The organism is Streptomyces sp. NPDC021012 (genome assembly GCF_044333355.1).
In the GTDB taxonomy this organism is placed as follows: Bacteria; Actinomycetota; Actinomycetes; order Streptomycetales; family Streptomycetaceae; genus Streptomyces.
Genome location: NZ_JBIRQU010000006.1, coordinates 479999 through 503717, shown reverse-complemented (window position 1 = coordinate 503717; position 23719 = coordinate 479999). Strand labels below are relative to the sequence as shown.

Annotated in this window: 21 protein-coding genes and 1 pseudogene; 13 read left to right on the top strand and 9 right to left on the bottom strand. The window is 73.5% G+C overall.

The window, feature by feature from the left end; translation table 11 throughout:
• Positions 1-118: 118 nt before the first annotated feature.
• Complete coding sequence (locus tag ACH4TP_RS22745) at positions 119-2392, top strand: MMPL family transporter (RefSeq protein ID WP_398438942.1); 2274 nt, start codon at positions 119-121, stop codon at positions 2390-2392.
• 250 nt (positions 2393-2642) lie between these two features.
• Here the strand turns inward: ACH4TP_RS22745 and ACH4TP_RS22740 are convergent, their stop codons facing one another.
• Complete coding sequence (locus ACH4TP_RS22740) at positions 2643-3056, bottom strand: Rieske (2Fe-2S) protein (protein ID WP_389229625.1); 414 nt, start codon at positions 3054-3056, stop codon at positions 2643-2645.
• A gap of 152 nt (positions 3057-3208) precedes the next feature.
• Here ACH4TP_RS22740 and ACH4TP_RS22735 point away from each other — a divergent pair, with 152 nt between their 5' ends.
• Positions 3209-4249, top strand: a complete 1041-nt coding sequence (locus tag ACH4TP_RS22735) for an AraC family transcriptional regulator (protein WP_389229622.1) — start codon at positions 3209-3211, stop codon at positions 4247-4249.
• A 103-nt stretch (positions 4250-4352) separates the two neighbouring features.
• On the top strand, positions 4353-4961 hold the full coding sequence (gene lepB, locus ACH4TP_RS22730) for a signal peptidase I (protein ID WP_398438941.1): 609 nt from the start codon (positions 4353-4355) through the stop codon (positions 4959-4961).
• A 53-nt stretch (positions 4962-5014) separates the two neighbouring features.
• Here lepB and ACH4TP_RS22725 read toward each other — a convergent pair whose 3' ends face one another.
• Entirely contained in the window at positions 5015-5638 is a 624-nt protein-coding gene (locus ACH4TP_RS22725; protein ID WP_398438940.1) for a TetR family transcriptional regulator, read from the bottom strand.
• Positions 5639-5773: 135 nt separating this feature from the next.
• Between ACH4TP_RS22725 and ACH4TP_RS22720 the strand changes: the two genes are divergently transcribed.
• From ACH4TP_RS22720 to ACH4TP_RS22695, 6 genes are all read left to right on the top strand, one after another.
• Positions 5774-6460 carry a cholesterol esterase gene (locus ACH4TP_RS22720; RefSeq protein ID WP_389229613.1) on the top strand — a complete coding sequence of 229 codons (687 nt, stop codon included), beginning with the start codon at positions 5774-5776 and terminating at the stop codon, positions 6458-6460.
• An 86-nt stretch (positions 6461-6546) separates the two neighbouring features.
• Positions 6547-7008 (top strand): DUF6114 domain-containing protein, encoded by a 462-nt coding sequence (locus ACH4TP_RS22715; RefSeq protein ID WP_398438939.1) that lies wholly within the window; start codon positions 6547-6549, stop codon positions 7006-7008.
• On the top strand, positions 7005-7748 hold the full coding sequence (locus ACH4TP_RS22710) for a DUF6230 family protein (protein ID WP_398181793.1): 744 nt from the start codon (positions 7005-7007) through the stop codon (positions 7746-7748). The genes ACH4TP_RS22715 and ACH4TP_RS22710 overlap by 4 nt, the downstream gene beginning before the upstream one ends.
• Complete coding sequence (locus ACH4TP_RS22705) at positions 7742-8128, top strand: DUF6114 domain-containing protein (protein WP_389229604.1); 387 nt, start codon at positions 7742-7744, stop codon at positions 8126-8128. Before ACH4TP_RS22710 ends, ACH4TP_RS22705 begins: the two co-directional genes overlap by 7 nt.
• On the top strand, positions 8125-8733 hold the full coding sequence (locus tag ACH4TP_RS22700; protein ID WP_389229601.1) for a hypothetical protein: 609 nt from the start codon (positions 8125-8127) through the stop codon (positions 8731-8733). The genes ACH4TP_RS22705 and ACH4TP_RS22700 overlap by 4 nt, the downstream gene beginning before the upstream one ends.
• Positions 8730-9422 (top strand): DUF6230 family protein, encoded by a 693-nt coding sequence (locus ACH4TP_RS22695; RefSeq protein WP_389229598.1) that lies wholly within the window; start codon positions 8730-8732, stop codon positions 9420-9422. Before ACH4TP_RS22700 ends, ACH4TP_RS22695 begins: the two co-directional genes overlap by 4 nt.
• A 22-nt stretch (positions 9423-9444) precedes the next feature.
• Here ACH4TP_RS22695 and ACH4TP_RS22690 read toward each other — a convergent pair.
• Both ACH4TP_RS22690 and ACH4TP_RS22685 read right to left on the bottom strand, forming a co-directional pair.
• Positions 9445-10080, bottom strand: a pseudogene (locus tag ACH4TP_RS22690) (DedA family protein); the annotation flags it as partial.
• A 19-nt stretch (positions 10081-10099) separates the two neighbouring features.
• The gene (locus ACH4TP_RS22685) at positions 10100-11233 is read right to left on the bottom strand and encodes a cytochrome D1 domain-containing protein (RefSeq protein WP_398438938.1); all 1134 of its coding nucleotides are present in this window, start codon (positions 11231-11233) and stop codon (positions 10100-10102) included.
• 275 nt (positions 11234-11508) lie between these two features.
• Here ACH4TP_RS22685 and ACH4TP_RS22680 point away from each other — a divergent pair, with 275 nt between their 5' ends.
• Positions 11509-13293, top strand: coding sequence for a fibronectin type III domain-containing protein (locus ACH4TP_RS22680; protein ID WP_398438937.1), 1785 nt, complete (start codon positions 11509-11511; stop codon positions 13291-13293).
• On the opposite strand, the gene ACH4TP_RS22675 is transcribed toward ACH4TP_RS22680, so the two are convergent.
• The 5 genes from ACH4TP_RS22675 to ACH4TP_RS22655 are packed head-to-tail and all read right to left on the bottom strand — an operon-like array spanning position 13235 to position 21312.
• A complete protein-coding gene (locus ACH4TP_RS22675) occupies positions 13235-14458 on the bottom strand; it encodes an endo-1,3-alpha-glucanase family glycosylhydrolase (RefSeq protein ID WP_398438936.1) in 1224 nt (407 codons plus the stop codon). The two genes, ACH4TP_RS22680 and ACH4TP_RS22675, sit on opposite strands and share 59 nt — an antisense overlap.
• The gene (locus tag ACH4TP_RS22670) at positions 14455-15696 is read right to left on the bottom strand and encodes a hypothetical protein (RefSeq protein WP_398438935.1); all 1242 of its coding nucleotides are present in this window, start codon (positions 15694-15696) and stop codon (positions 14455-14457) included. Before ACH4TP_RS22670 ends, ACH4TP_RS22675 begins: the two co-directional genes overlap by 4 nt.
• Positions 15693-17054, bottom strand: coding sequence for an alkaline phosphatase family protein (locus ACH4TP_RS22665; protein ID WP_398438934.1), 1362 nt, complete (start codon positions 17052-17054; stop codon positions 15693-15695). Before ACH4TP_RS22665 ends, ACH4TP_RS22670 begins: the two co-directional genes overlap by 4 nt.
• Entirely contained in the window at positions 17051-18709 is a 1659-nt protein-coding gene (locus ACH4TP_RS22660) for an ArnT family glycosyltransferase (RefSeq protein ID WP_398438933.1), read from the bottom strand. Before ACH4TP_RS22660 ends, ACH4TP_RS22665 begins: the two co-directional genes overlap by 4 nt.
• On the bottom strand, positions 18706-21312 hold the full coding sequence (locus ACH4TP_RS22655) for a glycosyltransferase (protein WP_398438932.1): 2607 nt from the start codon (positions 21310-21312) through the stop codon (positions 18706-18708). Before ACH4TP_RS22655 ends, ACH4TP_RS22660 begins: the two co-directional genes overlap by 4 nt.
• Before the next feature lie 186 nt (positions 21313-21498).
• Between ACH4TP_RS22655 and ACH4TP_RS22650 the strand changes: the two genes are divergently transcribed.
• Genes ACH4TP_RS22650 through ACH4TP_RS22640 form a run of 3 tightly spaced genes read left to right on the top strand, consistent with a single transcriptional unit; the run spans position 21499 to position 23567 of the window.
• The gene (locus ACH4TP_RS22650) at positions 21499-22314 is read left to right on the top strand and encodes a TetR/AcrR family transcriptional regulator (RefSeq protein WP_389229574.1); all 816 of its coding nucleotides are present in this window, start codon (positions 21499-21501) and stop codon (positions 22312-22314) included.
• A 27-nt stretch (positions 22315-22341) separates the two neighbouring features.
• Positions 22342-23187 (top strand): HipA family kinase, encoded by an 846-nt coding sequence (locus ACH4TP_RS22645; RefSeq protein WP_398181822.1) that lies wholly within the window; start codon positions 22342-22344, stop codon positions 23185-23187.
• Positions 23184-23567, top strand: a complete 384-nt coding sequence (locus ACH4TP_RS22640) for a DUF3037 domain-containing protein (protein WP_389229568.1) — start codon at positions 23184-23186, stop codon at positions 23565-23567. Before ACH4TP_RS22645 ends, ACH4TP_RS22640 begins: the two co-directional genes overlap by 4 nt.
• Positions 23568-23719 lie beyond the last annotated feature (152 nt).

Below are 23719 nucleotides of genomic sequence, written 5' to 3'. Positions count from 1 at the left end.
CTCCGCCCCGGGGCCGACGGATCCGCGGCCCGCGGGCCGATGTCGCGGAGCGCCGTGGCGACGAGCCTCGGTACCGGCGGCCGTACAAGGACGGCCGACGAGGTGGTTGGAGGACCCGATGCTCTCGAAAGCCCTGTTGCGCCTGGGCGCAAGCGCCGCCCGCCATCCCTGGCGGGTGATCGCGGCATGGCTGATCGCCGCCACGCTCGCCGTCCTCGCCGCCGTCGCCTTCGGCGGACGGACCGCGGACTCGATGACCGCTCCGGGACTGGACTCGCAACGGGCCGCGGAACTGATCGAGCGGGCCGGCACCGGACAGGAGGGGATGACCGCCCAAGTCGTCGTCACCCCCCTCGACGACGGTGCGACGTTCTTCGACGACGACGACGACGGCGCGCGCACCGCTCTCACGCGACTGCGGACCGAGGTGGAGCGGCTGCCGCACGTGCTCGGCACGAGCGACCCGGCGGGGGCGCTCGACGCGGGCGGGGACACCGCCGTGCGCGGCGGCCTCGTCTCGGCCGACGGGCGGATCGCGGTCGTCCGGGTGCAGTACCCCGACCAGAGCCGGCTGTCGGCGGAAGACCTCGACGCCCTCGTCGAACTCGGTGACCGGCTGCGCCCCGAACTGCCCCTGCGCATCGAGATGGGCGGGAACCTCTTCTACGCCTTCTCCGACCCCGACGGCGGCGCGAGCGAGTTGATCGGCCTCCTCGCCGCGGCCGCGATCCTGTTCCTGGCGTTCGGTTCGCTCGTCGCCGCCGCGCTGCCGATCGGCATGGCGGTCTTCGGGCTGACCGTCGGGGTCGCCACGATGACGGTACTGGCGGGGGTGACGGAGGTCCCCACCTTCGCACCGGTCCTGGGCAGCATGGTCGGGCTCGGAGTGGGCATCGACTACGCGCTGTTCGTGCTCGCCAGGCACCGGGAGTACCTCGCGCGCGGGCTCGACCCGCAGGCGGCGGCCGGACGGGCGGTGGCCACGGCGGGGAGGCCGGTGGTCTTCGCCGGCGGCACCGTCGTCGTGTCGATCCTCGGCCTGGCGGTCGCGAACGTGCCGTTCATGACGGTGGGCGGGGTTGCCGTCTCGATCGTCGTCCTGACGATGGTGCTCGCGTCGGTGACGCTGCTGCCGGCCTTCCTCGGCGCGGCGGGCCCGCGCCTGGCCCGGGTCGGCCGGGTCGGCCGGGTTCTGCGGACCAGGAAGCCGGGCCGACTCGCACGGCGGGACCCGGCGGCAGGCGCCGCCCGCGCCGCCGGTTGGCGTCGCTGGATCGGGCACGTCAGCCGGCACCCGGTGCCGTACGCGGTCGGCGCCGCGGCGCTGCTGCTGACCGCGACGCTGCCCGTGCTCGGCCTGCGCGTCGGCCTGCCCGACGACGGCTCACTGCCCCCCAGCCGGACCGAGCGCCGGGCCTACGACCTCGTCGCCGAGGGATTCGGCCCGGGCACCAACGGTCCCCTCGTCATCGCCGCGGACCCCGCCGGTGATCCGGGCGTGCTGGGCCGACTCGTCGGGGCGGTCGCGGCGGATCCGGGCATCGCATCCGTCGCGCCGACGCACATCGACCGGGCCACCGGCATCGCGACCCTCGTGGTGTTCCCGACCACCAGCCCTCAGGACAAGGCCACGGCCGACACCATCGCCCGGCTGCGCACCGACGTCCTGCCCACGGCGATCGGGCACGGCCCGGCCAGGGCCCACGTCGGCGGCGCCGCCGCGAGCCTGTCCGACGTGGGGCGACGCACCAGCGAACGCCTGCCGGTGCTCGTCGCCGCCGTGCTGGGGATGTCGTTCCTGCTGCTGATGCTGGTCTTCCGCTCGGTACTCGTACCGCTCAAGGCGGTACTGCTGAACCTGCTGAGCATCGGCGCGGCCTACGGCATCATGGTCGCGGTCTTCCAGTGGGGCTGGGGAGGCGCACTCATCGGGCTGGAAGCGACGGTTCCGATCGTGTCGTTCATCCCGATGTTCCTCTTCGCCATCCTGTTCGGCCTGTCGATGGACTACGAGGTGTTCCTCCTCTCCCGCGTACGCGAGGAGTACCTGCGCACCGGCGACAACGGCACGGCGATCGTCGAGGGCGTCTCGGGCACCGCCCGGATCATCACCTCGGCCGCCCTCATCATGGTGGCGGTCTTCCTGTCCTTCGCCGTCGCCGACGACCCCTCCACCAAGATGTTCGGGCTCGGCCTGGCCACCGCGATCCTCATCGACGCCACGGTCGTACGCATGGTGCTGGTACCGGCGACCATGACACTCCTCGGCCGGACCAACTGGTGGCTGCCGAAGTGGCTGGACCGGACGCTTCCCCGCGGCCCGGTCGGCACCGACGACACCGACGCGGAATCCACGGGTGAGGCCCCGCGTCCACGGTTGGCCGACCGCTGACTCGACTCCTGCCCGCCCTTGGCGTCCGGCACCTCGGCGCGTCACCCAGGGGGCCTTTTCCCACCGGGTCATCAGTGCGGCCGACTGCGTCCGGTGGAGAGTCCGGCGCGCAGTGACCGGCTGTGAACGTGCCGGTCAAGGGCCTGTTGCCGACTGGCGTGGCCAGCTGTCCGCAGGCCCTTGACCGGCACGGATGCGAGCTTGGGAAAGCTCGTTCTCCCCAGAGGCTCGGGGAGTTCCGGAGGCGCCGTCAGCCGGGGCTGATCTCCTCGCCCACCACCTGGATCGGCTCCGGCGGCAGCGGTGCGGTCGCCGGGCCGGACTTCACGCTGCCGTCCGTGATGTCGAACTGGCTCTGGTGGCAGGGGCAGACGATGACGCCGTCCTTGATGCTGCTCACGGCGCAGCCCTGGTGGGTGCACTTCGAGGAGAAGGCCTTGAACTCGCCGGCCTTCGGCTGGGTGATGACCAGGCCCTTGTCGGCGAGGATCTTCCCGCCGCCCACCGGGATGTCCCCGGTCCGCGCGAGAGCCGCGCTTTCGGGTGCCGCGCCTCCGGGCGCCGCGCTCTTGTCGTCCGCGCCGCTCCCGCAGGCGGCGAGTGCTGCCGTCAGGCCCGCGCCGCCCGCCGCCGCGACCACCGTCCGGCGTGCCACTCCGCTCATGTACTGCCCCTCTTCGCTCGGTCTGCCTGTTGCATGGGTGACGGTACGGCTGTGAGCTGTGTCCCGTTCACAGGATGCGCGCTTCGGGGCCCTTACAGTTCTGAGTAGAGTGTCGGAACCTGGACATCCTTCGATGAAAGTGTCTAGCTTCCGTGAACTCGTCGGTCAGTACTCATCACGTCCGGGCCGTGCTGCTCGGCGCGGAACGGCGCGGGGTGGACCCGGGCCCGCTCCTCGCCCGCGCCGGACTGCCCTCCGCGCTCCTGGAGGAGTCCCGGGCCAGGATCCCGGCGGAGCAGTTCTCGCAGCTGGTCAGGACGGCCTGGGCCACGCTGGACGACGAGCTGATCGGCTTCGGCGGCGCGCCCAGCAAGGTCGGGACCTTCGCGATGATGGCCCACGTCGTGGTCCACGGCAGCCGGGACCTGCGCGAGGCGCTCCGGCGCGCCCGGACCTTCTACTCCCTCTTCCCGGCGGGGCCGCGCTTCCGGCTCGTCGAGCCCGGCGCGGACGGGAGCGGCGGGACCGGGGGACCCGACGAGGCGCGGCTGGAGTTCGACGTCTCCGGGTACGACGACCCCCTCCACTTCGCCGCCGAGTCCACCGTCCTGGTGGCGCACCGCTTCGCCGGCTGGCTCGTGCGCCGCCGGATCGGCCTGCGAAGGGTCGAGTTCGTCCACCCCGAGCCCCCGCACGCCCGCGAGTACGTCCTCCTCTTCGGCGCGCCCTGCGTCTTCGGCGCCGGGCGGACGGCGGCCGTCTTCGACCGCGCGGACCTCGACGAACCCGTCCTGCGGGACGGGGAGGCGCTGAAGGCCTTCCTCCGCCGCGCCCCGGTCGACGTGCTGGTCTGCGCCGACCAGGACAGTACGGTGACCGGCCGGGTGCGGCACCTGATCGGACGGGCGCTGCCCGCCGGGCCGGTGCCGACGCCCGAGCAGCTCGCCGACCGGCTGTCCGTCAGCCCGCAGACCCTGCGGCGCCAACTGGCCGCCGAGGGGACCACGTACCAGCGGCTCCGCGACCAGGTGCGGCGCGACCGGGCCATCGCCGAGCTGGCCGGCGGACGGGTGTCGATCGAGCGGCTCTCCCGGGAGCTGGGCTTCTCCGAACCGAGCGCGTTCCACCGGGCGTTCCGGCGGTGGACCGGCGAGACGCCCCGCTCTTATCAGACGCGCGGTCAACAACCCTGAGCGGTACGGTCACAGCCGCCGCCCGCCGCCCGGCCTACCTTCCCGCCATGACCGAAATCGACCGGTCCGGCGCCGAGCGGCCGCCGGACCCCATCCGACGCCGATGAACCCGCGCCGGGCGGCCGGCGCCGTCCTCGGGACCGCCGTCCTGCTCTGCCTGATCGCCGGGGTCGCCGTCACGGCCCTCGGCGTCCGGGTCGACGGCACCAGCATGACCCCCACCCTCCACCAGGGAGACCGGATCCTCGTCGCCCCGGACTCGGCGGGCCAGGCGCGCCGGTTCGACGTCGTGCTCCTGCGGGCCACCGGGAGGGACTCCCTGCTGGTCAAGCGGGTGATCGCGCTGCCCGGCGACCGGGTCGGGATCGCTTCCACACCGGACGAGCCCTTCCAAGTCCTCCTCCAGGAGCGGGGGAAGGGCCCCGTGCGCCGGGTGGTGGCGCCCCAGTGGACGGCGCGGGTCCACCGCACGGGCGCCTGCTGCGGGCCCGACGGGACCCGGTCGGCGCGGCCCGCCCTGGTGACCGTGCCCGAGGGCGCCTTCTTCTACCTGGGCGACAACCCCGACCTGTCGGACGACTCGCGGACGTACGGCTGGGGGGCGCTCGACCGGATCGAGGGCCGGGTCGGCGTACGGGTCTTCCCCGTCTCGGCGTCACCGGGGATCGGCAACCGGCCCGTCCTGGAGGAGTACCGGGGGCCGGGTCCCTGACGCCGGTGCGGGCACCGGGCCCTGACGTCCTCCGGGACCGGCCCCTGAGGACGTCAGGGGCCGACCTCTGAGGCCTGCTCGGGGAGCCGCTCCCGGCCCGTGCTCAGGGCGACCCGGACCACGGTGTCCGCGACGCGGCGGGCCGACTCCTCGGGCGAGGGGCCGGCCTGGACGATGTGACTGGCGGTCAGCCGGACCGCGGCGTCCACGGCCAGTTCGCGCGCCACCGGATCGATCGCGGGCCAGGCGTCCGTGACGTACGCGTCGCACATCTCCGTCGCCAGGTCGAAGGCCGCCGCGGACCGGGTCGTGAGGTACGAGAGGAGTCCGTCCTCGCCGGTGCTGGTCAGCATGGCCTTGATCAGCGGGTTCCGGCCGGCCAGCGTGAGCGTGAAGCCGACGGCGGCCTCCACGGCCGCGCGCAGGTCGTCCGGGTGCGCGTCCAGGCCCTGCTGGATGCCGACGAGGCAGCGCTCCAGCTCGCGCTGGAACAGGGCCTCGCCGACCGCCTCCTTGGAGGGGAACTCCGAGTACAGCGTCTGCCGGCTGACGCCGACCGCGCTCGCCAGGTGCGCCATGCGCAGCTTGTCGAAGCCGCGGTCCGCGACCGCCTCGTACGCGGCGTCCAGCAGCCGCTCCCGCAGCAGTGTCCGGACCGTCTCCCTGAACCGTGGCATCGGCCAAGCCTAGTCCAGGCGGAAAAGTCCCCAGGATTGTCAGAAGTGTTGACACTTATTCGGAGAGTGTCCAATCCTCGAACAGGCAGCCGCGAAGTGTCATTCGACCGGTGCGGCACGAAGGTTGGAGATCCCATGCAGCACGAGACCAGAGGCGTCACCCGCTGGCGCAGATCGGCGTTCCTCGCCGTGCCCGCGACGGCGGCCATCGCCGCCATGGCCACGGCCATGGTGCAGGGCGCGCTCGCCGCGAACCTCTCGCTCACCAGCGTCCCCTTCACCCTCAGCTCCAAGACGGTCGCCGCACCGCAGGGCATCGGCGCGGTCATGCACACCATCGACGCCGGCGGGGCCAAGGGCGCCGCCGAGGTCGGCATCGCCAAGGCGGGCCTGGACGGCATCTGCGTCCACGCCACGCAGTCGGTCAACCTCCCGGTGATCGGCAGCCTCGGCACCTGGTCGCTCAACATCTCCTCGCCCGCCGCAGCGACCCCGCTCACCAGCGACCAGCTCGTCGCCGGTGCCGGACTCCAGGCGAACAAGCTCGTCCTCGACGCGCAGGCGCTCAAGGCGGCCAAGGCCACGCTCAACGCGAGCGACACCACCCCGAACGTCATCGGCGCGGCCGCCGACGGCGCCGCGATCAAGGGCACCGGCATCAACGACGGCACCCCCGGCCAGTTCGGTCTCGACGCCACCGGCGGCCGGACCGACATCGCCAACCTCAACGCCGACGCCAACGGGGCCACGATCGCCGGCGCGATCACCCTGCCGGACCTCGCGATCGGGATCGCCCAAGGCGACAAGACCTGCGGCGCCTGACCGCACGCCCCACCCCGGGGCTCCGCGTCCTCCGTACGGCGCGGGGCCCCGGCCCTCCCACCCCGACCCACCGCTGCGAGGCCCCCATGACCACCGATCCGCCGACCGAGCCGACCGAAGCGCCCACCCCCGGCGGGCCGCGCCGCGCGCGTCTCGCCTTCCGCCGCTGGCGCCGCACCCGGCCGTTCTGGGCCGCCCTCTGGACCGCACTCGGCGGCTTCGTCATCTTCTTCCTGCCGATGGCGCCGCTCGGCAAGATCCTCCAGGTCGGCGTCGGAGGCATCGCGGGCATGGCCGGCGGCGTCCTGTTGATGGCGATGGCCCTGCTCATCCTGCTGCTGCCCGGACAGCGGCACACCGCCGGCGTCATCGCGGTGATCGCGGGAGTCGCCTCCTTCCCCCTCTCCAACCTCGGCGGCCTGTTCGTCGGGATGTTCCTCTCCGTCCTCGGCGGCTGCATGGCCTTCGCCTGGCTCCCCGAGAAGCCGGCCAAGCGGCGCTTCCCGCGCCGTACCACCCCCACGGCCCTGGGGAGCGGATCCGCATGAGCAACCTCCTCTCCGGGGCCCGGAGCGCCGCCGCCGACTGGAACGACCGGATGCTCGCCCAGGCCGCCGACGGCACCCGCCGCGGCACCCGCTGGGGGCGCGGCGCGTTCGCCCTCGTTCCCTCCGCGCTCGCCATCGGCTTCCTCGGCACCGCCCTCGCGCAGGGCGCCCTCGCCGCCAACTTCAGCGTCACCGGGCAGCCCTTCACCCTGACCTCCAACGGGGTCGAGGGCAGCGGCTTCGGCGCCATCGTCAACACCCCGGCCGTCGCGCGCCCCGACGGCACCTCGACCACCACCACCGCGATGGCGCGCGTCGGCTTCGCCAGCGCCCATCTCGCCGGACTCTGCGGCATCGTCCACCAGACGATCGCCGGACTCCCGTACTCGCTGCTCCTGACGGGCGGCCAGACGGTGACGGCGACCGCGCCCGCCGCCTTCACCACCGACATCGACGCCTCGAACCTCTACATCCAGGCCACCGAACTCCAGGCGTACGGGCCCACCACCCTCCAGAACGCGGTGCTCGGCCAGTCCGCCGACCAGGTCACCGTCGCCGGCAAACCTCTCACCGGCGCCCTGCCCGGCGGCTTCGGACTCGGCTCGGCCGGCGGCGAGGGCGGCAGCTCCATCGCCCTGCACGGGCTGAACGCCAGCGCGTACGACGCCGAGATGGCCGGGGCGCTCGTGCTGCCCAACCTGAAGATCAGGGTCGTCGCGGGAACGGCGAGCACGTGCTGAGCCGGGCGAGGACCGCGTACGCCTGGTTCCGCGCGTTCCGCCGCACCCGCCCGTTCTGGGGCGGGGTGTGGCTGGTCGCCGGCGGCTGGACCGTCCTCAAGTTCTCCCTCAGCTCCCTGCAGTTGATCGTGAGCACCGGCTTCGGCGGGGTGGCCGGCTACCTCGTCGGCGGCGGGATGATCCTCTGCGGCCTCATCCCGCTCGCGCTGCCCGCCCAGCGCTACACCTTCGGGCTCATCGGCGCGGTCCTCGCCGTCGTCTCCCTCGTCGTCTCCAACCTGGGAGGCTTCCTGCTCGGCATGGCGCTCGGCGTGCTCGGCGGCTCCATGATGGTCGGCTGGGGCGTCAAACGCCCGCGCGGCAGGGCGGTGGAAGGGTGACGGCGCGACGCAAGGCGTGCTCGGTGGCGGCGGCCCTGCTCCTCGCCGTCGTCACGGCCGTCTGGTCCGGGCAGCCGAGCAGCGCCTCTGGCGAGACCGCCGCGGTCGATCCCCTCGGCGTGCCCTTCCTGCCCTCCCCGGACCCGCTGCACGTCACCATCGCCAGCATGGTCGCGGTCTCCATGACGGTCGAGAAGAACGTCACCATCCGCCTCTCCGACGGCTCCACGCGCACCACCACCAAGTACACCTTCACCAAGCTCCAGATCCGCTCCCACATGAACGTGGTCCAGAAGGCGGCCGGGCACACCGTCACCATCGACGTGCCCGCGGAGGGCTCGCTCGGCGGCTACGACAGCGCGGGCAGGGCCGAGACGACGACGATGTGGGGGAACATCACCAACGTCTGCGTCCGCGTCCTCGTCAAGATCTGCGGAGTGCAGGGACTGCTCGACTTCTTCGGCTCCCTCATCCCGCTCACCGCCGGGGCCGAGGACTTCACCGGCGACATCTACGCGATCCGGACGGTCGACGACCACGCGGCCCTCGACTCCACCGACAACCCCGTCCACCTCCCCGGAACCATCTCGGTGACCACGCCATGAACAGCCGTCAGGAAGGCCGCACCCACTGGCGCCGCTCCCTCGCCGTCGCCGTGCCCGCGCTCCTCGCCGCGGGCGGCCTCGGCACCGCCATGGCGAGCGGGGCGCTCGCCGTCGGCCTCCGGATCCAGGACCGGCCCGTCGACTTCACCACCAGCAGCCTGTACGGGACGCAGTACGGCGCCGCCGTCGTCGACCAGGCCGTCGTACGGCCCGACGGCTCCACCGGCAGCGAACGCGTCCTGCGCATGGGCTTCGCCGACGGCGTCATCAACGGCCTCTGCCTGAGCCAGCGCCAGCAGATCGCGGGAGCCACGTACACCCTGCTGCTCACCCTCGGCGACGACAACCCGGGCTCCTGGGAGATCAGGACGAAGAACACCGTCCTCGACCTGCGCAACGCCACCGGGGTCCTCGACATGGACGGCATCGTCGACCTCAACGTCAACGGCGCCGACGTGAAGACCGTCAAGGACGCCACCGGCGCGTACGTCCCCAACCCGCTCGACAGCCCGCAGCACCGCTTCGGCATCCAGGCGCGCTACGCCAAGTTCGACCGGATCACCGGCACCGCCCAGGACTTCCAGATCCCCGGCCTCCTCACCACCCCGAAGCTCTCGCTCTCCGTACGGCCCGGCACGGTCGCCTGCCCGGCCCCGGCGGCGCCCACCGGGACGCCCGGCACGCCGTGACCCGTCAGGGTTCGTCCCGAGGCGGGCCCGCCGCGTCGGCGTCCTTCGCCCTGCGGCGGGCCCGGACGGCCTCGACGACCACCGGGACCAGGGAGAGCAGGACGATCGAGACGAGGATGAGCTCCACGTGGTCCTTGACGAAGCCGATCCGGCCGAGCCAGTAGCCGGCGAGCGTGACGCCCGCGGCCCAGCCGACCGCGCCGACCACGTTGTACGTGACGAACGTGCGGTACCTCATGCGCCCGGCGCCCGCCACGATCGGCGCGAAGGTCCGCACGATCGGCACGAAACGGGCCAGCACGATCGCCTTCGGCCCGTACTTCTCCAGGAACTCGTGCGCCCTGTCCAGGTTCTCCCGCCGGAAGAACCTGGAGTCCGGCCGGTTGAAGAGTTTCGGCCCCACGTACGTGCCGACCAGATAGCCCACCTGGTCGCCGAGCACGGCCGCCACCACGAGCAGGACGATCACCAGCCACAACGGCTGGTGGATGTACCGGCCGTCGGCCACGAGCAGGCCCGCGGTGAAGAGCAGCGAGTCACCCGGGAGGAAGGCGAAGAGCCCCGACTCGGCGAAGACGATGACCAGGATGCCGATCAGGCCGAAGGTGGAGATCCAGTAGTCGGGTGACCACCAGTCGGAGGCCCCGGTCGTGAGGATCGTCGTGCGCACGGGACCGTCAGCGCGCGGCCGCCGGCTTCTGGCCCGTCTTCCAGTGGATCCGCCGGCCGGTACCGGCCCGCGTGTCCACCGGCTCCGGCTCGGACTCGGCGGCCACGCTCATCGGCCCGGTGCCGACCGTCGTGGTGCCCATGACCCGGTCGGTCTCGGTGTCGACGTAGACCGCGGAGCGCGAGCCGAGCCCCGTGGCGACGTACATCTGCCGCCCCTCGTAGCCCAGCGCGAGCCCCTCCGCGCCGCCGGGGACGCGGAAGCTGCGGGCGACGGTGCCGACCTCGGTGTCGATGACCGACACCTCGTCGTTCCCGAAGCCGGAGCTCACGTACACCGACCCTCCGTCGGGCGACACGGCCAGCGACTCCGCGCCCGCCTCGACCGGCACGGCGTCGAGGACGGTGGCCGCGCGGGTGTCGATGACCGACACGTACTCCGTCCCGTTGCCCGTGCTCACGTACGCCAGCCTGCCGTCCGGGCTGACGGCCACGTCGTAGGCCGCGGTTCCGGTGCCCAGCGGCACCGTCGCCACGACCCGGCCGGGGGCGGCGGCGATCACCGACACGCTGCCGGACAGCAGGTTGGCGACGTAGACGTGCTTCCCGTCGGGGGAGACCGCCACGCCCCGGGGGAACGCGCCGACCCGCACCGTGCGCAGGACCCGGTTCCGGCCGGTGTCGATCACGGACACGGTGCCGGAGTCCGCGTTGGCGACGTAGGCGCGCCGGCCGTCACGGCTGACGGCGATGCCCTCGGGCCGGTCGCCGACCCGGATCGTGCCGACGACCCTGGCCCGTTCGGTGTCGACGACGCTGACGGTGTGCGAGCCGCTGCCACCGGTCACGTAGGCGCGGTGCACGCGCCAGGAGACCCCCACGTCGGCCGCGCCGGACGGCACGGCCACCGTGTGGGTGACGGTCCGGTCGTCGGTGTCGAGGAACGACAACGTCCTGGCCGTGGTGTTGGCCACGTAGGCGCGGTCGGACGCCGGCGTGTCCTCCTGCGGCCGCGGCGTCGCCGCCGCGGGCACGACGGGCGCGACGGCCGTCGACGCGGTGACGACCGCGACGGCCAGAGCCGCGCGGAGCCGGCCGAAGGGCCGACGGCGGACGGCTTCCTGCGAGTCGCATGCCGACACGGGGGGCCTCCAAGGGGCAGGGCGCGGGAGCGCATGGGTCCTGTCCCTTCTTCCCGCACCGGACGGGAGGCGAGACCGAAGGACACGCCGAGTCGCCCGACCGGCCCACGCGACGGCCCCCGACCGGGTGAATGCGGCGGTTCGCGGCCCCCGGCCCGGCCGCGCCGGTCCGTCCCGGCCCCCGGCCGCGCTTACGTTCCCGGGGGTGCCTCCGTCCCCGTCGCCCGGCCGAACGCCCCAGACAGGCCGCAGCGGAGGCTGAAAGGACCCATGACATGCCTGTGTTCGCATCCGTCGGACGCCGCCGAGGCCTCCACCTCGCCGGCGCCGCCGTGGCGCTCGGTGCCCTGTCGGCGGCCCTCGCCGCGCCCACCCCCGCCCTGGCCGACCTGCCGGGCGCCTCCCCGGTCCTCACCCGGGCCCCCTATCTGACGGACCTGACCCCCACCTCCATCCGGGTCACGTGGGCGACCACCACCCGCAGCCGGCAGACCGTGAAGTACGGCCCGATCGGCAACTGCACGGCCAACTCGGTCACCTCCGCCACCCTCGGCACCACCATCACCGTCAACGGGGTCACCGAGTACAACAACTCGGTGACCGTGCCGAACCTCAGCCCCGACACCCCGTACTGCTACCGGGTCTTCACCGGCGACGCCACCCCCGTCGACCTGCTCGGCACCAACCCCTCGCCCTCGTTCACCACGATGGTGCCGGGCGCCTCCCCGACGCCCTTCACGTTCGCGGTCTTCGGCGACTGGGGCGACACCACCAGCAACGGGGTCAACAGCGGGGCCGTCAACCAGGACCAGGCCAACGTGATGTCCCGGCTGGCCGCCAGCGGCGCCCGCTTCGCGCTGTCCACCGGCGACGTTGCCTACCCCAGCGGCAGCCAGACCAACTACGGCGACCTCCAGCAGTCCGGCGTCAACATCAGCGGCGTCTTCGCACCCGAGTACTACGCGGCGCCCGGCCAGGTCCTGCCGATGTTCGCCACCAACGGCAACCACGGCCGCAACACCACCCTCCTGCCGACCTGGCCGGAGACCGCCGTCGCCGCCGCCTCGAACGGCGTCTACTCCCAGGTCAGCTACCCGTCGTTCTTCGGCAGCACCCCGGCGAGCTACCCGACGACGTACTACGCCTTCACCAGCGGCGGAGTCCGGTTCTACGTGCTCGACGCGTCCTGGAGCGACAGCAACGTCGGCACCGCCGACGGGAACAACTGCGAGGGCACCGACCACTGCGCCATCTACCAGGTCGACGCGGCCGCCCACTGGGCGACCACCTCGGCCGAGTACCAGTGGCTCCAGCAGGACCTCGCCGCGCACCCGGGCGGCGTCAAGGTGGCCGCCTTCCACTTCCCGCTGCGCTCCGACGACCCGACCGAGCCGGACGACGAGTACCTGAAGAACAACCCCGGCAGCAGCAACACCCTGGAGCAGCTGCTGCACGACAACGGCGTGGGCCTGGTCTTCAACGGCCACTCCCACATCTACCAGCGCAACGTCGCCCCGCCCGGGGGCGTGCCCAGCTACGTGACCGGCGGCGCCGGCGCCAAGCTCAGCTCGATCGGCGGCCACGGCTGCCACCCGACGGACGCGTACGGCCTCGGCTGGTCCTACAGCTCCAACGTCGGCAAGCGCTGCCCCTCCACGGTCCCGGTCCCCGCCGCCGACGCCAACGTGCACCACTTCCTGCTGGTCTCGGTCAACGGCTCGACGCTGACGGTGACCCCGACGGACTCCCTCGGCAACACCTTCGACGTGCAGAGCTACAACCTGGCCGCCGACGGCACCGCGCCCACCGCGCCCTCCCCCCTGACGGTGACCCGCACCGCCTCCACCACCATGCAGCTGACGTGGGGCGCGGCCACCGACGACACCCAGCTCGCGACCTACGACGTCTACCGCGACGGCACGTACATGGCCACGGTCCCGCGGGAGGTGCTCACCTTCAGCGACAAGACGGCCGTGTGCCCGGCCTCGTACACCTACGAGGTCAGGGCACGCGATCTGGCCGGGAACACGGCGGGGACGTCGACCCCGGTGACCTGCTGACCGTTCGATCCGGGCCCGTCCGCTCCTCCGCGACCGGGGCGGGCCCGCGCCGGGAGGCGCGCAGGCGGCGCACCGCGAGCGGGGTGACCAGCAGCACGGGGGCGGCCATGCCGAGGAACGCCCAGTAGCCGCGGGAGGGGTCCGGCCGGGCGACCGGCCGGGCGGAGCCGCTCGGGCTCTGTACGGAGGGGGCGCCCGCGGGGACGCCGCGCAGCTGCCGCAGCACCCCCAGGAAGAAGTCGCCGTGGTCGCGGGAGGGCTCCACGTGGGTGTTCTCGGAGTACTCGTTCCAGCTGATCAGGCCGATGGCGTCCGGTGAGGAGCCGAGCGCCGCGGCGTACTCGGCCCTCAGCGTCGCACCGTCGTCGCGGGGGACCGCCTGGGTGCCTCCGACGAGCCGCGCGTCGAAGCCGGGCGCGCAGGGAGCCACCCAGATCTTGTGGTCGGCATGCACGGCCCGCGCCATCTCCTGGAGCTTCTCCGCGTATCCGGGGGTGGTCCCGGGCACGGCGGAGGACCAGTAGTAGGCGTCGCCGTCGGTGACGTCGGCGATCCGCTGGTAGCCGGCGACGTTCTTCTCGCTGGCCAGTACCTGGAGTCGGCCCCGGACGGCCGAGGTGACGCGGGCGACGTCGGCGTGGGAGTACTCCCAGGTGCCGCTCCAGACGGTCAGCGGGCGGCCGGAGAGGCGCAGCATGGCGGGGCTGTCGGCGAAGTGGTCGCGGAAGTACCGGAAGTCGGCGGCGACCCGGGCGACGGGCAGCGGGCGGCGGTGGAAGTCCAGGCTCTGGTAGATCATGGCGAGCTTGAAGTGGCCCGCCTCGGCGGCGTCGACGAGCTTGCGCAGCCGCCGGTCGTTCACGGTGCCGTGTTTCCACCCGACGACGAACCCGTCGATCCCCGCGGACTTCGCCTCGGCGATCTGCCGGTCGATCACCTGGGTGTCGTCGCTGGAGTACGGGCCGGCGAGCGGCAGGTCGGTCTTGGCCCGCTGCCAGGACCCGGGGCTGAACCACTGGTAGTAGTAGGCCAGCAGCGGCGGCCGGGAGGCGGGCGCGGCGGTGGACGCGGTGGGCGGGGGGCCGGGCGACGCGGAGCTCGGGCCCGGCCGGCACAGGACGAGCGCGGTGAGGAGCGCGGCGAGGAGCGCCCACAGCCGCCTCATCGGGCCGCCGCCCCGGGGCGCGAGGAGCGGGTCGCCTCCTCCTCCCCCTCGGGCCGCTCGGACACCGGCTCTTCCGGTGGTGACTCCGGCTCTTCCGGTGGTGACTCCGGTTCTTCCGGTGGTGACTCCGGTTCTTCCGGCGGTACGGGCTCACGCGGTGCGGCGGCTCCCGGTTCCGCCCCGTCGGCCGGTGCCGGGCCCGCGGCGGTGCGGCGGGTCCGGCGCCGGATCCTGATCGCGACCGGTACCCCGACGACCAGCAGGCCGGCACCGAGGAGGACGAGGACGTCGGTCAGGCTGACCACGGTCACGTCGGCCGTGACCGCCTGGGACAGCTGCACCTCGCGCGGGCTCGCGGTGCCGCCGGGGGCCTTGACCTCGATGGTGTACCGGCCGCGCGGCAGGTGGGTGAGGACGGCGGTGTGGTCCGGGCCGAGCGCCACCGTCGTGGCCCGTCCGCTCGGGGCGGTGACGGTGGCCCGGTCGCCGGTGGCGGAGCCGAACAGCGCGTCGTGGGCGGTGACGGTCAGGTCGTGGAAGGCGCCGGTGAACGTCAGGTGCCGGTCGGTGCCGGGCCGGAAGCCCTGCCGTCCGGCGTCGGCGAGCTGGACGCCGTCGTAGACGAGGCTCCGCAGGGTGTAGTCGACCGGGACGGGTGTCAGGCGGCTGTTGCGGAAGACGGGCACGATCCCGTCCAGCCAGGTGGTGCCGGACACGGACAGGTCGGTGGTGCGGGCGTCGGATCCCTTGACCTTCACCGCCGAGACCAGGGACGGGTCCAGGGGCGTGCCGTGCTGGTCGGTGAAGGAGACGGTCACCGGGTACTGCACGGCGAACCCGGCCGTGATGGTGTAGTCGGCGCGCAGCGGCAGCCCGTCGACGCGGGGCCGGAACGTCTGGTCCGGGTCGCGCTGCCCGGCCCAGCGGGTGAAGCGGTAGCGGGCGTCCGGGGTGCTGACCGAGGTGTCGAGCAGCTGGAGCGACGCGCGGTCGGCGGTGCGGGCGCCGGTGTACGAGGCGGTGCCGTCGGCGCCCGTGACGAGGGAGGCGCCGGCGAAGACCAGCCGGACCCCGGGCACCGCCGGGACCGTGCGGAAGGTGACGGTGACCGGCGGGGCGGCGTGGTGGGGGCCGGCGGAGCGGTGGGCTGCGGCGGCCGGTCCGGCGAGGGCCAGCAGCAGGGCCGTGAGCAGGGCGAGGAGGGCGACGGCGGGGCGGCGGGCGGTACGGCGGTTCACGGCCGGCTCCCTTCCGGCACGGGGGACGGCTCCGCCGGGCCCGCGGAGCGCCTGCGGGCGGTGCGCAGGGCGGCGCCGGTGACGAGCAGCGCGGCTCCGCCGAGTATCCCGCCGTAGACCCCGTACACGAGCGCCGGGTCGACGGGCCGTACGGCGGGCCGCCCGGTGGGGGCGGCGAGCACTTCGGGGGGCCGGGGGGCGGCGGAGAAGTCGAGGGCGGCGGCGAGACCGGCGGCGGTGGTGTCCCGCCCGCCGAGCGGTGCCAGGTTCCAGTTGTCCTCGATGAACCGCAGCGCCGAGGACGAGTCGAGCACCCGGTGGTCGATGTGGCCGGCCGGCGCGTAGGCGCTGATCAGGACGGCCGGTACGCGCAGGCCGCGCGGACCGTCGGCGGCGGGCGGCGGGGCCACGTGGTCGTACCAGCCGCCGGAGCCGTCGTGGCTCCACAGCAGGGCCGAGCTGTCCCAGTACGGGCTGAGGGCCAGCTGCGTGGCCAGCGAGCGGATGAGCTTCTGGCCGGGCGGGATGGCCCGCGCGGAGCGCTCGGAGGAGCCGGAGCTGGCGATGTAGGCCACCGACGGCAGGGTGCCGTCGTCGAGGTCGCGGTAGTACTGGTCCAGGTCCACGATGTGGGAGGCGAGGGCGGGGTCGTCGACGAAGCGGGCGTACCCGAGCAGGGGGGCGCGGACCGGCTGGGTGGCGCCGGGGGCCCGGTAGTTCTCGGCGGGCCGGTAGTTCTCGACGTAGAACTTCCAGCTGACCCCCGCCTGCTGGAGCCGGTCGAAGATGGTGGGGCGGTCGCCCGTCGCCGTCGGGGCGGCCCCCGAGACCCAGTAGGAGCGTTCGGTGGCGGTGCCGTAGGGGACGGCGGAGAAGAACTTGTCGAAGAGCACGTACCGGTCGGCGGCGGCCCAGTCGAACGGCAGGTCCCTGGCGTCGTAGTGGCCCATGACGGTCGTGCCGTCCCTGCCCTGCCGGGTGTACGCGGAGACGAAGCCGTCCATGCGCCCGCCGTTGATCTGCTGGGCGATGATGCTCCGGCTCGGGGAGAGCGGGGCGGGGGCCTTGGCGTGCAGGGCGTAGGGCCGCACGCAGTCGGAGGCGGGGCCGCCGACGGTGCGCGGCTGGCAGGCGCCGGCGGGAACGCCGTCGGCCCCGGGGTACGTGCCGAAGTAGTTGTCGAAGGTCCGGGGGCCCTGCATCACGTAGATGAAGTGCTGGACGGGGGTGGCCGCGCGGTGCTCGGCGGCGGTCCCGCCACCCGGGTCGGTGCCGGCGGAGACCGCGGCCGAAGCGGGGCCGAGGAGCAGCGTCGCGCCGGCCAGGGCGGTCAGCAGACGGGCGGTCAGCGGCTTCATGACGCACGCACCTGATAGATGACGATGACCGGAGCGGGCGTCGGGTCGGTGGCGGACGCGGGAACCCGCACGGCGGAGGTGTAGACGGTCGCGCCGTGGTACTTGTCGACCAGCTGCCTGATCTTCGCGCCGTAGAAGGGGGCGCGGTGGGCGGTGTAGGAGTCCCAGACGAGGTACTGGAACTCGCCGTCGCGCAGCGAGCGGTCGGGGTTGGGCACGGGCGTGTACGAGGGGTTGCGGTAGAGCCGGTTGACGCTCACCGACAGCGCCGAGACCGGTTTGCCTCCGTAGAACTGGAGCACGTTGGCGACCGAGGGCCCGGCGGCGAGCAGCCGTGCCCCGTCGGGCACGTGGTCGCGCACCCACTGGCCCGCCTCGCGGCCGCCCGGCAGGCCGCCGGAACCGGCCAGGAACGAGCCCTTCGGGGGGGCGGTGATCCGGGCGGCGGACGGGAGGGCGAGGGACAGCGCGACGGCGAGTGCGACGAGGACGGCGCCGGCGGCGGACAGCCGTCGGGCCGGCACCCGCAGCCGGCCGGTCCGCAGCCGGAGCCCGGCGAGGGCGCCCAGGGTGCGGCCGGCGAGCACGGCGACCGGTGGTGCGATCGGCAGCAGATAGGGGAATCCCTTGACGGGCCACAGGGTGAAGAACAGGACGGGTGCGGCGATCCAGCACAGCAGCAGGCCCTCGCGCCAGCCGTTGCGCCGCCGCAGCCACACCAGTCCGATCACGGCGGCCGCGAGCACGGCCCAGCCGAGGGCCTGCGGCACCGTCGTGGCGTAGAACCCCATCGGATGGTTGGCGCGCCGGAACAGCTGCCACTGCAGGTAGTTCTGCCCGGTGCCGCCGCGGCCCGCCAGCCACAGCGCGAGCGGGAACGCGGCGAAGACGAGGGCGAGGACGCCGGTGGCGAGGACGGCGTGCCGCCACCGCATCCGCACCGAGCGACTGAGGACGAAGAAGACGTACAGACCGCAGACGAGGACCAGCGCCGTCTCCTTGGCGAGCGCCGCGGCGCCCAGCGCCCCCGCGGCGCCCAGCAGCCAGGGCAGTCCGTCGCGGTCGGCCTGTACGTACCGCACGACGCAGTACAGCGCGACCGTGGCGCACAGCGTCATCAGCCCGTCGAGCAGCACCTGCCGGGTCACCACCACGTGGTACGGCATGACGGCGAGCAGCAGCGCGGCGGCGAGCCCCGCGGCGCGGCCGTAGAGCCTCCGGGCCAGCAGATACGTGACGGCGACGGTCAGGACGCCGATGACGGCCGCGACCGCGCGGGCGGTGAACTCGTCGGCGCCGCCGCGCAGGAAGAGCGACAGGATGCTCGCGAACAGCACGGGGTGGGCGCGGAAGACGGGGAACACCGTCTGCATGGTCGGGTCGCCGGCCAGGGAGGCGGCGGTGCCGGTGTAGACGGCCTCGTCGCTGTTGAGGCCGATCGCGGTGAGCTGCCAGAACCGCAGGAAGGCGGCCAGGGCCAGGACGGCGGTGAGCGGCAGGGCGCTGCGCAGTGCCCAGGAGGCGGTGGGGCGGCGGCGCGGGCGGGCGGTGGGGCGGACGGCGGTGGCTTCGACAGGCCCCGGGGGGCCGCCGGAGCCGACTCCCGTGCCGGGGGCGGCCGCCGTGTCCGAGGCGGAGTACGCGGGGCGGGTCATGGCGTCCTCCCGCCGGGGTCCTCCGGACGGGAGGCGCCGGAGTCGGCCGGAACGGCGTGGTGGAGGGGCAGGATCCCGGAGCTCACGGGCAGGGGCGGTGCGCTCTTCGCCGTCTCCGGCACCCAGTGCGGCCACGGGTGCCCGTCGACCCGGGGAACCGGGTGGCCGTTGACCGCGGGCCGGTCCGCGGCGAGGAGCCGCGGTATCTCGTCGGCCCAGCCGAACCGGTCGGAGGCCAGGACGCGGGTGCGCACGCCGGAGAGGAAGCCGGACAGGATGTCCCGCTCGCGACCGCGCAGTCGGGCGTGGTCGAGCCCGTCGACGGTGATGGCGGGGGCGAAGTACCGGAACGGCGGGAAGCCGTAGGCGTCCTCGGTGTTGACGAGCAGTCGGCTGACGGTCTCCTCGTGGCCGAGGTCGCTCAGGCGGGGCTCGCCGCGCTCGATGACGAACAGTTCGGTCACCTTGACCGCGCTGCTCAGCCGGCAGTCCACGAGCCGGTCGACGGCGTACTTCGGCGGGGGCACCAGGATCTGCGTGACCGCGTTGATGCCCATGATGGGCAGGTTGTGGCGGGCGAGGGTGAAGGCGAAGGAGCGGCCCTCCTTGGAGTGCAGGCGGCTCTGCCGCTGCAGCCGGTGCCACTCGTGCGGGGTCAGGTCGTCGGAGCGCACGGCATGCAGGGTGTGCGCGCTGATGGTGAGCGGCTTGGGGAAGCAGAGGGCGTTGCCGTCGGCGTCGACGACGGTCATGTCGTCGGAGAGGAACCGCCCGTCGTGCTCGCTCAGCAGCCGCAGGACGGTGGACGTCTTGCCGGTGTCGGTGAGCGCGGAGAGCATCACGCCCGTGCCGCCCAGTTCGACGCAGGCGGAGTGCAGGAGCATCCGGTCGCGGGAGACGAGCACGAAGCGCAGCAGCGCCTCCAGGACGTTCGTGTAGACGACGTGCGGGGAGCGGGCGAGGAGCGGGCTGACGAGGACGTCGATGGGGTCGCCGATGTCGACCCGGAAGTTGGCGCCGAGGCGGCCGAGCTGCTCCTCGTACTGCACGGTGGTGGGCTGCGGTGCGCCGCGACCGGGGATCTCGGTCATCACCGCGCGGTGGCGGGGGCGCCGGCGGCCCACGTCGCCGACGCGGACGGTGATGTCGCAGGCGTCCGGCGGCACCCACTGGGCGCGGAAGAACTCCAGCTCGGGCAGGCGGATCTGGGAGCCGATGGTGACGGTGCCGGCGATGTCGTAACGGTAGGTCAGGTACCGGGGGCGCTTGGGGTGCGCCGTGGAGGGCGTGGTGGCGGCGGGGGAGGGGGGCGCGGAGCCGGGGACCTCGGCGCCCGGGGCGACGAGGACGCGCACCGGGTCGCGGCGGGCCGAGGCCTCGTGGCGGCGACGGTAGATCAGCAGGTCGCTGAAGAGGAACCGGACCACGAAGAGCACGACGAGGCTGAGGACGTTGGCGGTGAGCAGTCCGACCCCGGCGAGGACGAACAGCTCCAGGAGGGGCAGGCGGCCGAGCAGCAGGAGGTTGTTCAGGGCGAGGAAGGCGATGCCGCGGCCCAGGGCCGCGCGCCTGCCGCCCTGGCCTCCGCCCCGGTAGACCAGCGTCTCCAGGAGGGCCCAGTTCCACAGGGAGGACACCTGGGTGGCGAGCGTGGCGCCGAGGAGCTGGTGGAGTCCCACGGCGGAGTGGAAGAACCACAGGGCCGCGGTGTTGACGGCGATGCCGCTGAGGCCGACGAGTCCGAAGGCCAGGAACCGCGAGGTGGTGCCGAGGCCGGGGCGGTCGGGCGCCGCGTGGCGGCCCGTGCCGCCGTCGTGGCCCGCGCCGGGGGCGGGCCGGCGCAGCCGGGCCAGGTGCCGCAGGAACCGCAGCCCCTCGCGGAGCGAGGCCTTGGAGGTGCCGGCCGCGCGGGGCGCGAAGCGGTAGGAGACCTCGGCGACGCGTGCGCCCGGGTGCCTGACGAGCACTTCGAGGAGCACCTTGAAGCCGAGGGGGCTGAGCCGGTCCAGGTCGGTCGCGGCGATGCGGAAGGCGAAGAGCCCGCTCATCGGGTCGCTGACGCCGGCGAGCCGGCGGGGGAAGACCGCCTTGGCGAGCACGGTGCTGCCGAGGGAGACGAGCCGGCGGGCGGGGCCGTCGAGCCCGTCACCGGTCGATCCGGACCCGGCGTAGCGGGTGCCGACCACGATGTCGACGCCGTGTCCCAGAGCCGTACGGGCCAGCGCGGCGGCGGCCTCCGGCGGGTGCTGGAGGTCGGCGTCCATGACCAGGGCCCATTCGCCCCGGGCATGGCGCGCGCCCGCGAGGACGGCACCCGCCAGGCCGCCCTCGCGGGCCCCCTTCTCCCGGTGGAGCATGCGGACCGGCAGCCGACAGCCCGGGGCGTGCAGCGCGGCCGTCTCCGGGGTGTCGTCGTCGCTGTCGTCGACGAACAGGATCTCGGCGGGCAGCCCGTCGAAGGCCGGTTCCAGGGCGCGCAGCAGCAGCGGGACGGATTCCCGCTCGTTGCGCGTCGGGACGACGAGGGTCAGACGGGGTCGAACGCGCGGACGCGGGTCGTTCAGCTCGGAGCACTCGGTGCGGGGAGTGGGGTTGCCGTCCATGTCAGCGGCCTCCAGCGGCGACCGTGCGGGGGGCTGTCGCCGTACGTCTACGTTTTAAACATACATATTGCGCCGCTATGTCATGCCTGTCAATAAATGTCCACTTATGGTGTAAACGTATTCTTTAGGGGCATTCGGATATAGTCGGGAGCAGTCGCGTCGCGACGTCGAGCCCGGAGGCGCCCCATGGCCAGCAGCACCCAGCCGGACCGCAGGAAGGTGGACATCGGCCACGCCACCGAGCGCCGCCGGGGCCGCCGCCGGCTGAGCCGTGAACGCGTGCTCGCCGCGGCCCTCGACGTGGTGGACCACGAGGGCCTGTCGGCCCTGAGCATGCGGCGGGTCGCCGCCGAACTCGACGTCGAGGCGATGGCGCTGTACCGCTACGCGCCCAGCAAGGACGCGCTCCTCGACGGACTGGTCGAGCAGCTCTACACCGAACTGGACGAGGACCTCGCCCGCGAGGAGCCCGCCCCCCTCGGTCAGGCGTCCGACCTGCCCGAATGGCGCGCCGAGCTCCGCCGCGGCGCCTGCGCCCTGTACCGGATCTCCCTCGCCCACCCGCACGTCGTGCCGCTGCTCGCCACGCGGCTGCTCGCCGTCCCGCTGGCCCGGCGCCCCCTCGCGGTGCTCCAGGCCCACGAGCGGGTGCTGGCCCTCCTCGACCGCGCCGGGCTCGACGCGCAGGGCGTCGTGACGGCCTACCGGGCGGTCACCGCCTGGGTGCTCGGCTACATCTTCAGCGACCTGCGGGCCATGGTCGACAACCCCGACGAGCCCGATCCGGCCTTCCGCCTCGGCCTGCACCTGATGCCGGCCCGCGAGCTCCCCCGGCTGCGCGAGACCGCGCCCGCCCTCGCCGAGAAGGGCGGCTACCAGGAGCTGACGGACGGCCTCGACGCACTCCTCGACCGCATCCTGGCCGCGTCCGCCGCCCGCGCGGACCGTCCGGCGGACGCCCCTCCCGCCGGGGAGAGCGCCGGGCGGACTCCCGGCCCCTGAGGGTCACCCCGCCGATACCCTGGGCGAATGCTTACAGAGGTGACAGCGACCCGCTATGTCACGCCCCTGCGCGAGGGCGGTTCGCTCCCCGGAATCGTCGAGGCCGACGACTACGGGACATACGTCATGAAATTCACGGGCGCCGGACAGGGCCGCAAGACCCTGGTCGCCGAGGTCGTCTGCGGGCAGCTCGCCCGCAGGCTCGGTCTGCGGGTGCCGGAGCTCGTCACCATCCAGCTCGACCCGGTCATCGGGCTCTCCGAACCCGACCAGGAGGTGCAGGAGCTGCTCAAGGCGAGCGGCGGGCTCAACCTGGGCATGGACTTCCTGCCCGGCTCGCTGGGCTTCGACCCGCTCGCGTACGAGGTCGACCCGAAGGAGGCCGGGAAGGTCGTCTGGTTCGACGCGGTGATCAACAACGTCGACCGGTCCTGGCGCAATCCGAACATGCTGGTCTGGCACGGCGACCTGTGGCTCATCGACCACGGCGCCACCATGATCTGGCACCACAACTGGCCGGGCGCCCAGGCCTCCGCCGCGAAGCCGTACGACGCCTCCGACCACGCGCTCGCCCCCTTCGCCCCGGACATCGCCGCCGCGGCCGCCGAGCTCGCCCCGCTCGTCACCCGCGAGCTCCTGGAGGAGGTCGCCGCAGACGTCCCCGACGAGTGGCTCGTCGACGAGCCCGGCTTCGACAGCACGGACGAGGTGCGCGCCGCGTACGTCTCGGCCCTGCTGCCCCGCGCCGCCACCATCCACGAGCGGATCACGCTCGGGCCCCGCACCGAGAACCGGCCGCAGCAGCCGCCCGGCTGGCTCGCCGAGCGCCTCGCGCCCCGGAAGCCCACCACCGAGAAGGACAGCACGACGTGACCGACCGCGATGTCTTCGAGTACGCGCTGCTGCGCGTCGTGCCGCGGGTGGAGCGCGGTGAGTGCTTCAACGCGGGAGTGGTCGTCTACTGCCGCGCCCGGTCCTTCGTGGCCGCCCGCACGCATCTGGACGAGGCCAAGCTGACGGCGCTCGACCCGGCCGCCGACGTGACCGGCGTACGGGCCGCGCTGCGCGCCGTCGAGGGGGTCTGCCTGGGCGGCGAGGCGGCGGGCCAGGCCGCGCGCGACGACGCGGGGCGGCGCTTCCGCTGGCTGATCGCGCCGCGCTCGACGGTCGTGCAGCCGGGGCCCGTCCACACGGGGCTGACCGTCGACCCCGAGGCCGAGGTGGAACGGCTGCTCGATCTGCTCGTGCGCTGAGTGACCGAGGAGTGACCTGGTGCACCCGGTGGGCCGTTGACACCGGGTGCCAGGGCTTCTAGCGTCTCGTCCTGCGGACGGATACTAAGCGGTCGCTCATGTGCGGGACGCAGGAGCGGCCACCGGTCCGACCGCGACCAGGGACGATCCAA

What these genes read in the sequence shown, in the direction of transcription:
- ACH4TP_RS22665 (WP_398438934.1), bottom strand. Translation starts at nt 17,054, where the DNA reads ATGAAGCCGCTGACCGCCCGTCTGCTGACCGCCCTGGCCGGCGCGACG.
- ACH4TP_RS22720 (WP_389229613.1), top strand. Translation starts at nt 5,774, where the DNA reads ATGCAGCACGAGACCAGAGGCGTCACCCGCTGGCGCAGATCGGCGTTC.
- lepB (WP_398438941.1), top strand. Translation starts at nt 4,353, where the DNA reads ATGAACCCGCGCCGGGCGGCCGGCGCCGTCCTCGGGACCGCCGTCCTG.
- ACH4TP_RS22740 (WP_389229625.1), bottom strand. Translation starts at nt 3,056, where the DNA reads ATGAGCGGAGTGGCACGCCGGACGGTGGTCGCGGCGGCGGGCGGCGCG.
- ACH4TP_RS22745 (WP_398438942.1), top strand. Translation starts at nt 119, where the DNA reads ATGCTCTCGAAAGCCCTGTTGCGCCTGGGCGCAAGCGCCGCCCGCCAT.
- ACH4TP_RS22710 (WP_398181793.1), top strand. Translation starts at nt 7,005, where the DNA reads ATGAGCAACCTCCTCTCCGGGGCCCGGAGCGCCGCCGCCGACTGGAAC.
- ACH4TP_RS22715 (WP_398438939.1), top strand. Translation starts at nt 6,547, where the DNA reads ATGACCACCGATCCGCCGACCGAGCCGACCGAAGCGCCCACCCCCGGC.
- ACH4TP_RS22725 (WP_398438940.1), bottom strand. Translation starts at nt 5,638, where the DNA reads ATGCCACGGTTCAGGGAGACGGTCCGGACACTGCTGCGGGAGCGGCTG.
- ACH4TP_RS22660 (WP_398438933.1), bottom strand. Translation starts at nt 18,709, where the DNA reads ATGACCCGCCCCGCGTACTCCGCCTCGGACACGGCGGCCGCCCCCGGC.
- ACH4TP_RS22655 (WP_398438932.1), bottom strand. Translation starts at nt 21,312, where the DNA reads ATGGACGGCAACCCCACTCCCCGCACCGAGTGCTCCGAGCTGAACGAC.
- ACH4TP_RS22675 (WP_398438936.1), bottom strand. Translation starts at nt 14,458, where the DNA reads ATGAGGCGGCTGTGGGCGCTCCTCGCCGCGCTCCTCACCGCGCTCGTC.
- ACH4TP_RS22680 (WP_398438937.1), top strand. Translation starts at nt 11,509, where the DNA reads ATGCCTGTGTTCGCATCCGTCGGACGCCGCCGAGGCCTCCACCTCGCC.
- ACH4TP_RS22645 (WP_398181822.1), top strand. Translation starts at nt 22,342, where the DNA reads ATGCTTACAGAGGTGACAGCGACCCGCTATGTCACGCCCCTGCGCGAG.
- ACH4TP_RS22650 (WP_389229574.1), top strand. Translation starts at nt 21,499, where the DNA reads ATGGCCAGCAGCACCCAGCCGGACCGCAGGAAGGTGGACATCGGCCAC.
- ACH4TP_RS22695 (WP_389229598.1), top strand. Translation starts at nt 8,730, where the DNA reads ATGAACAGCCGTCAGGAAGGCCGCACCCACTGGCGCCGCTCCCTCGCC.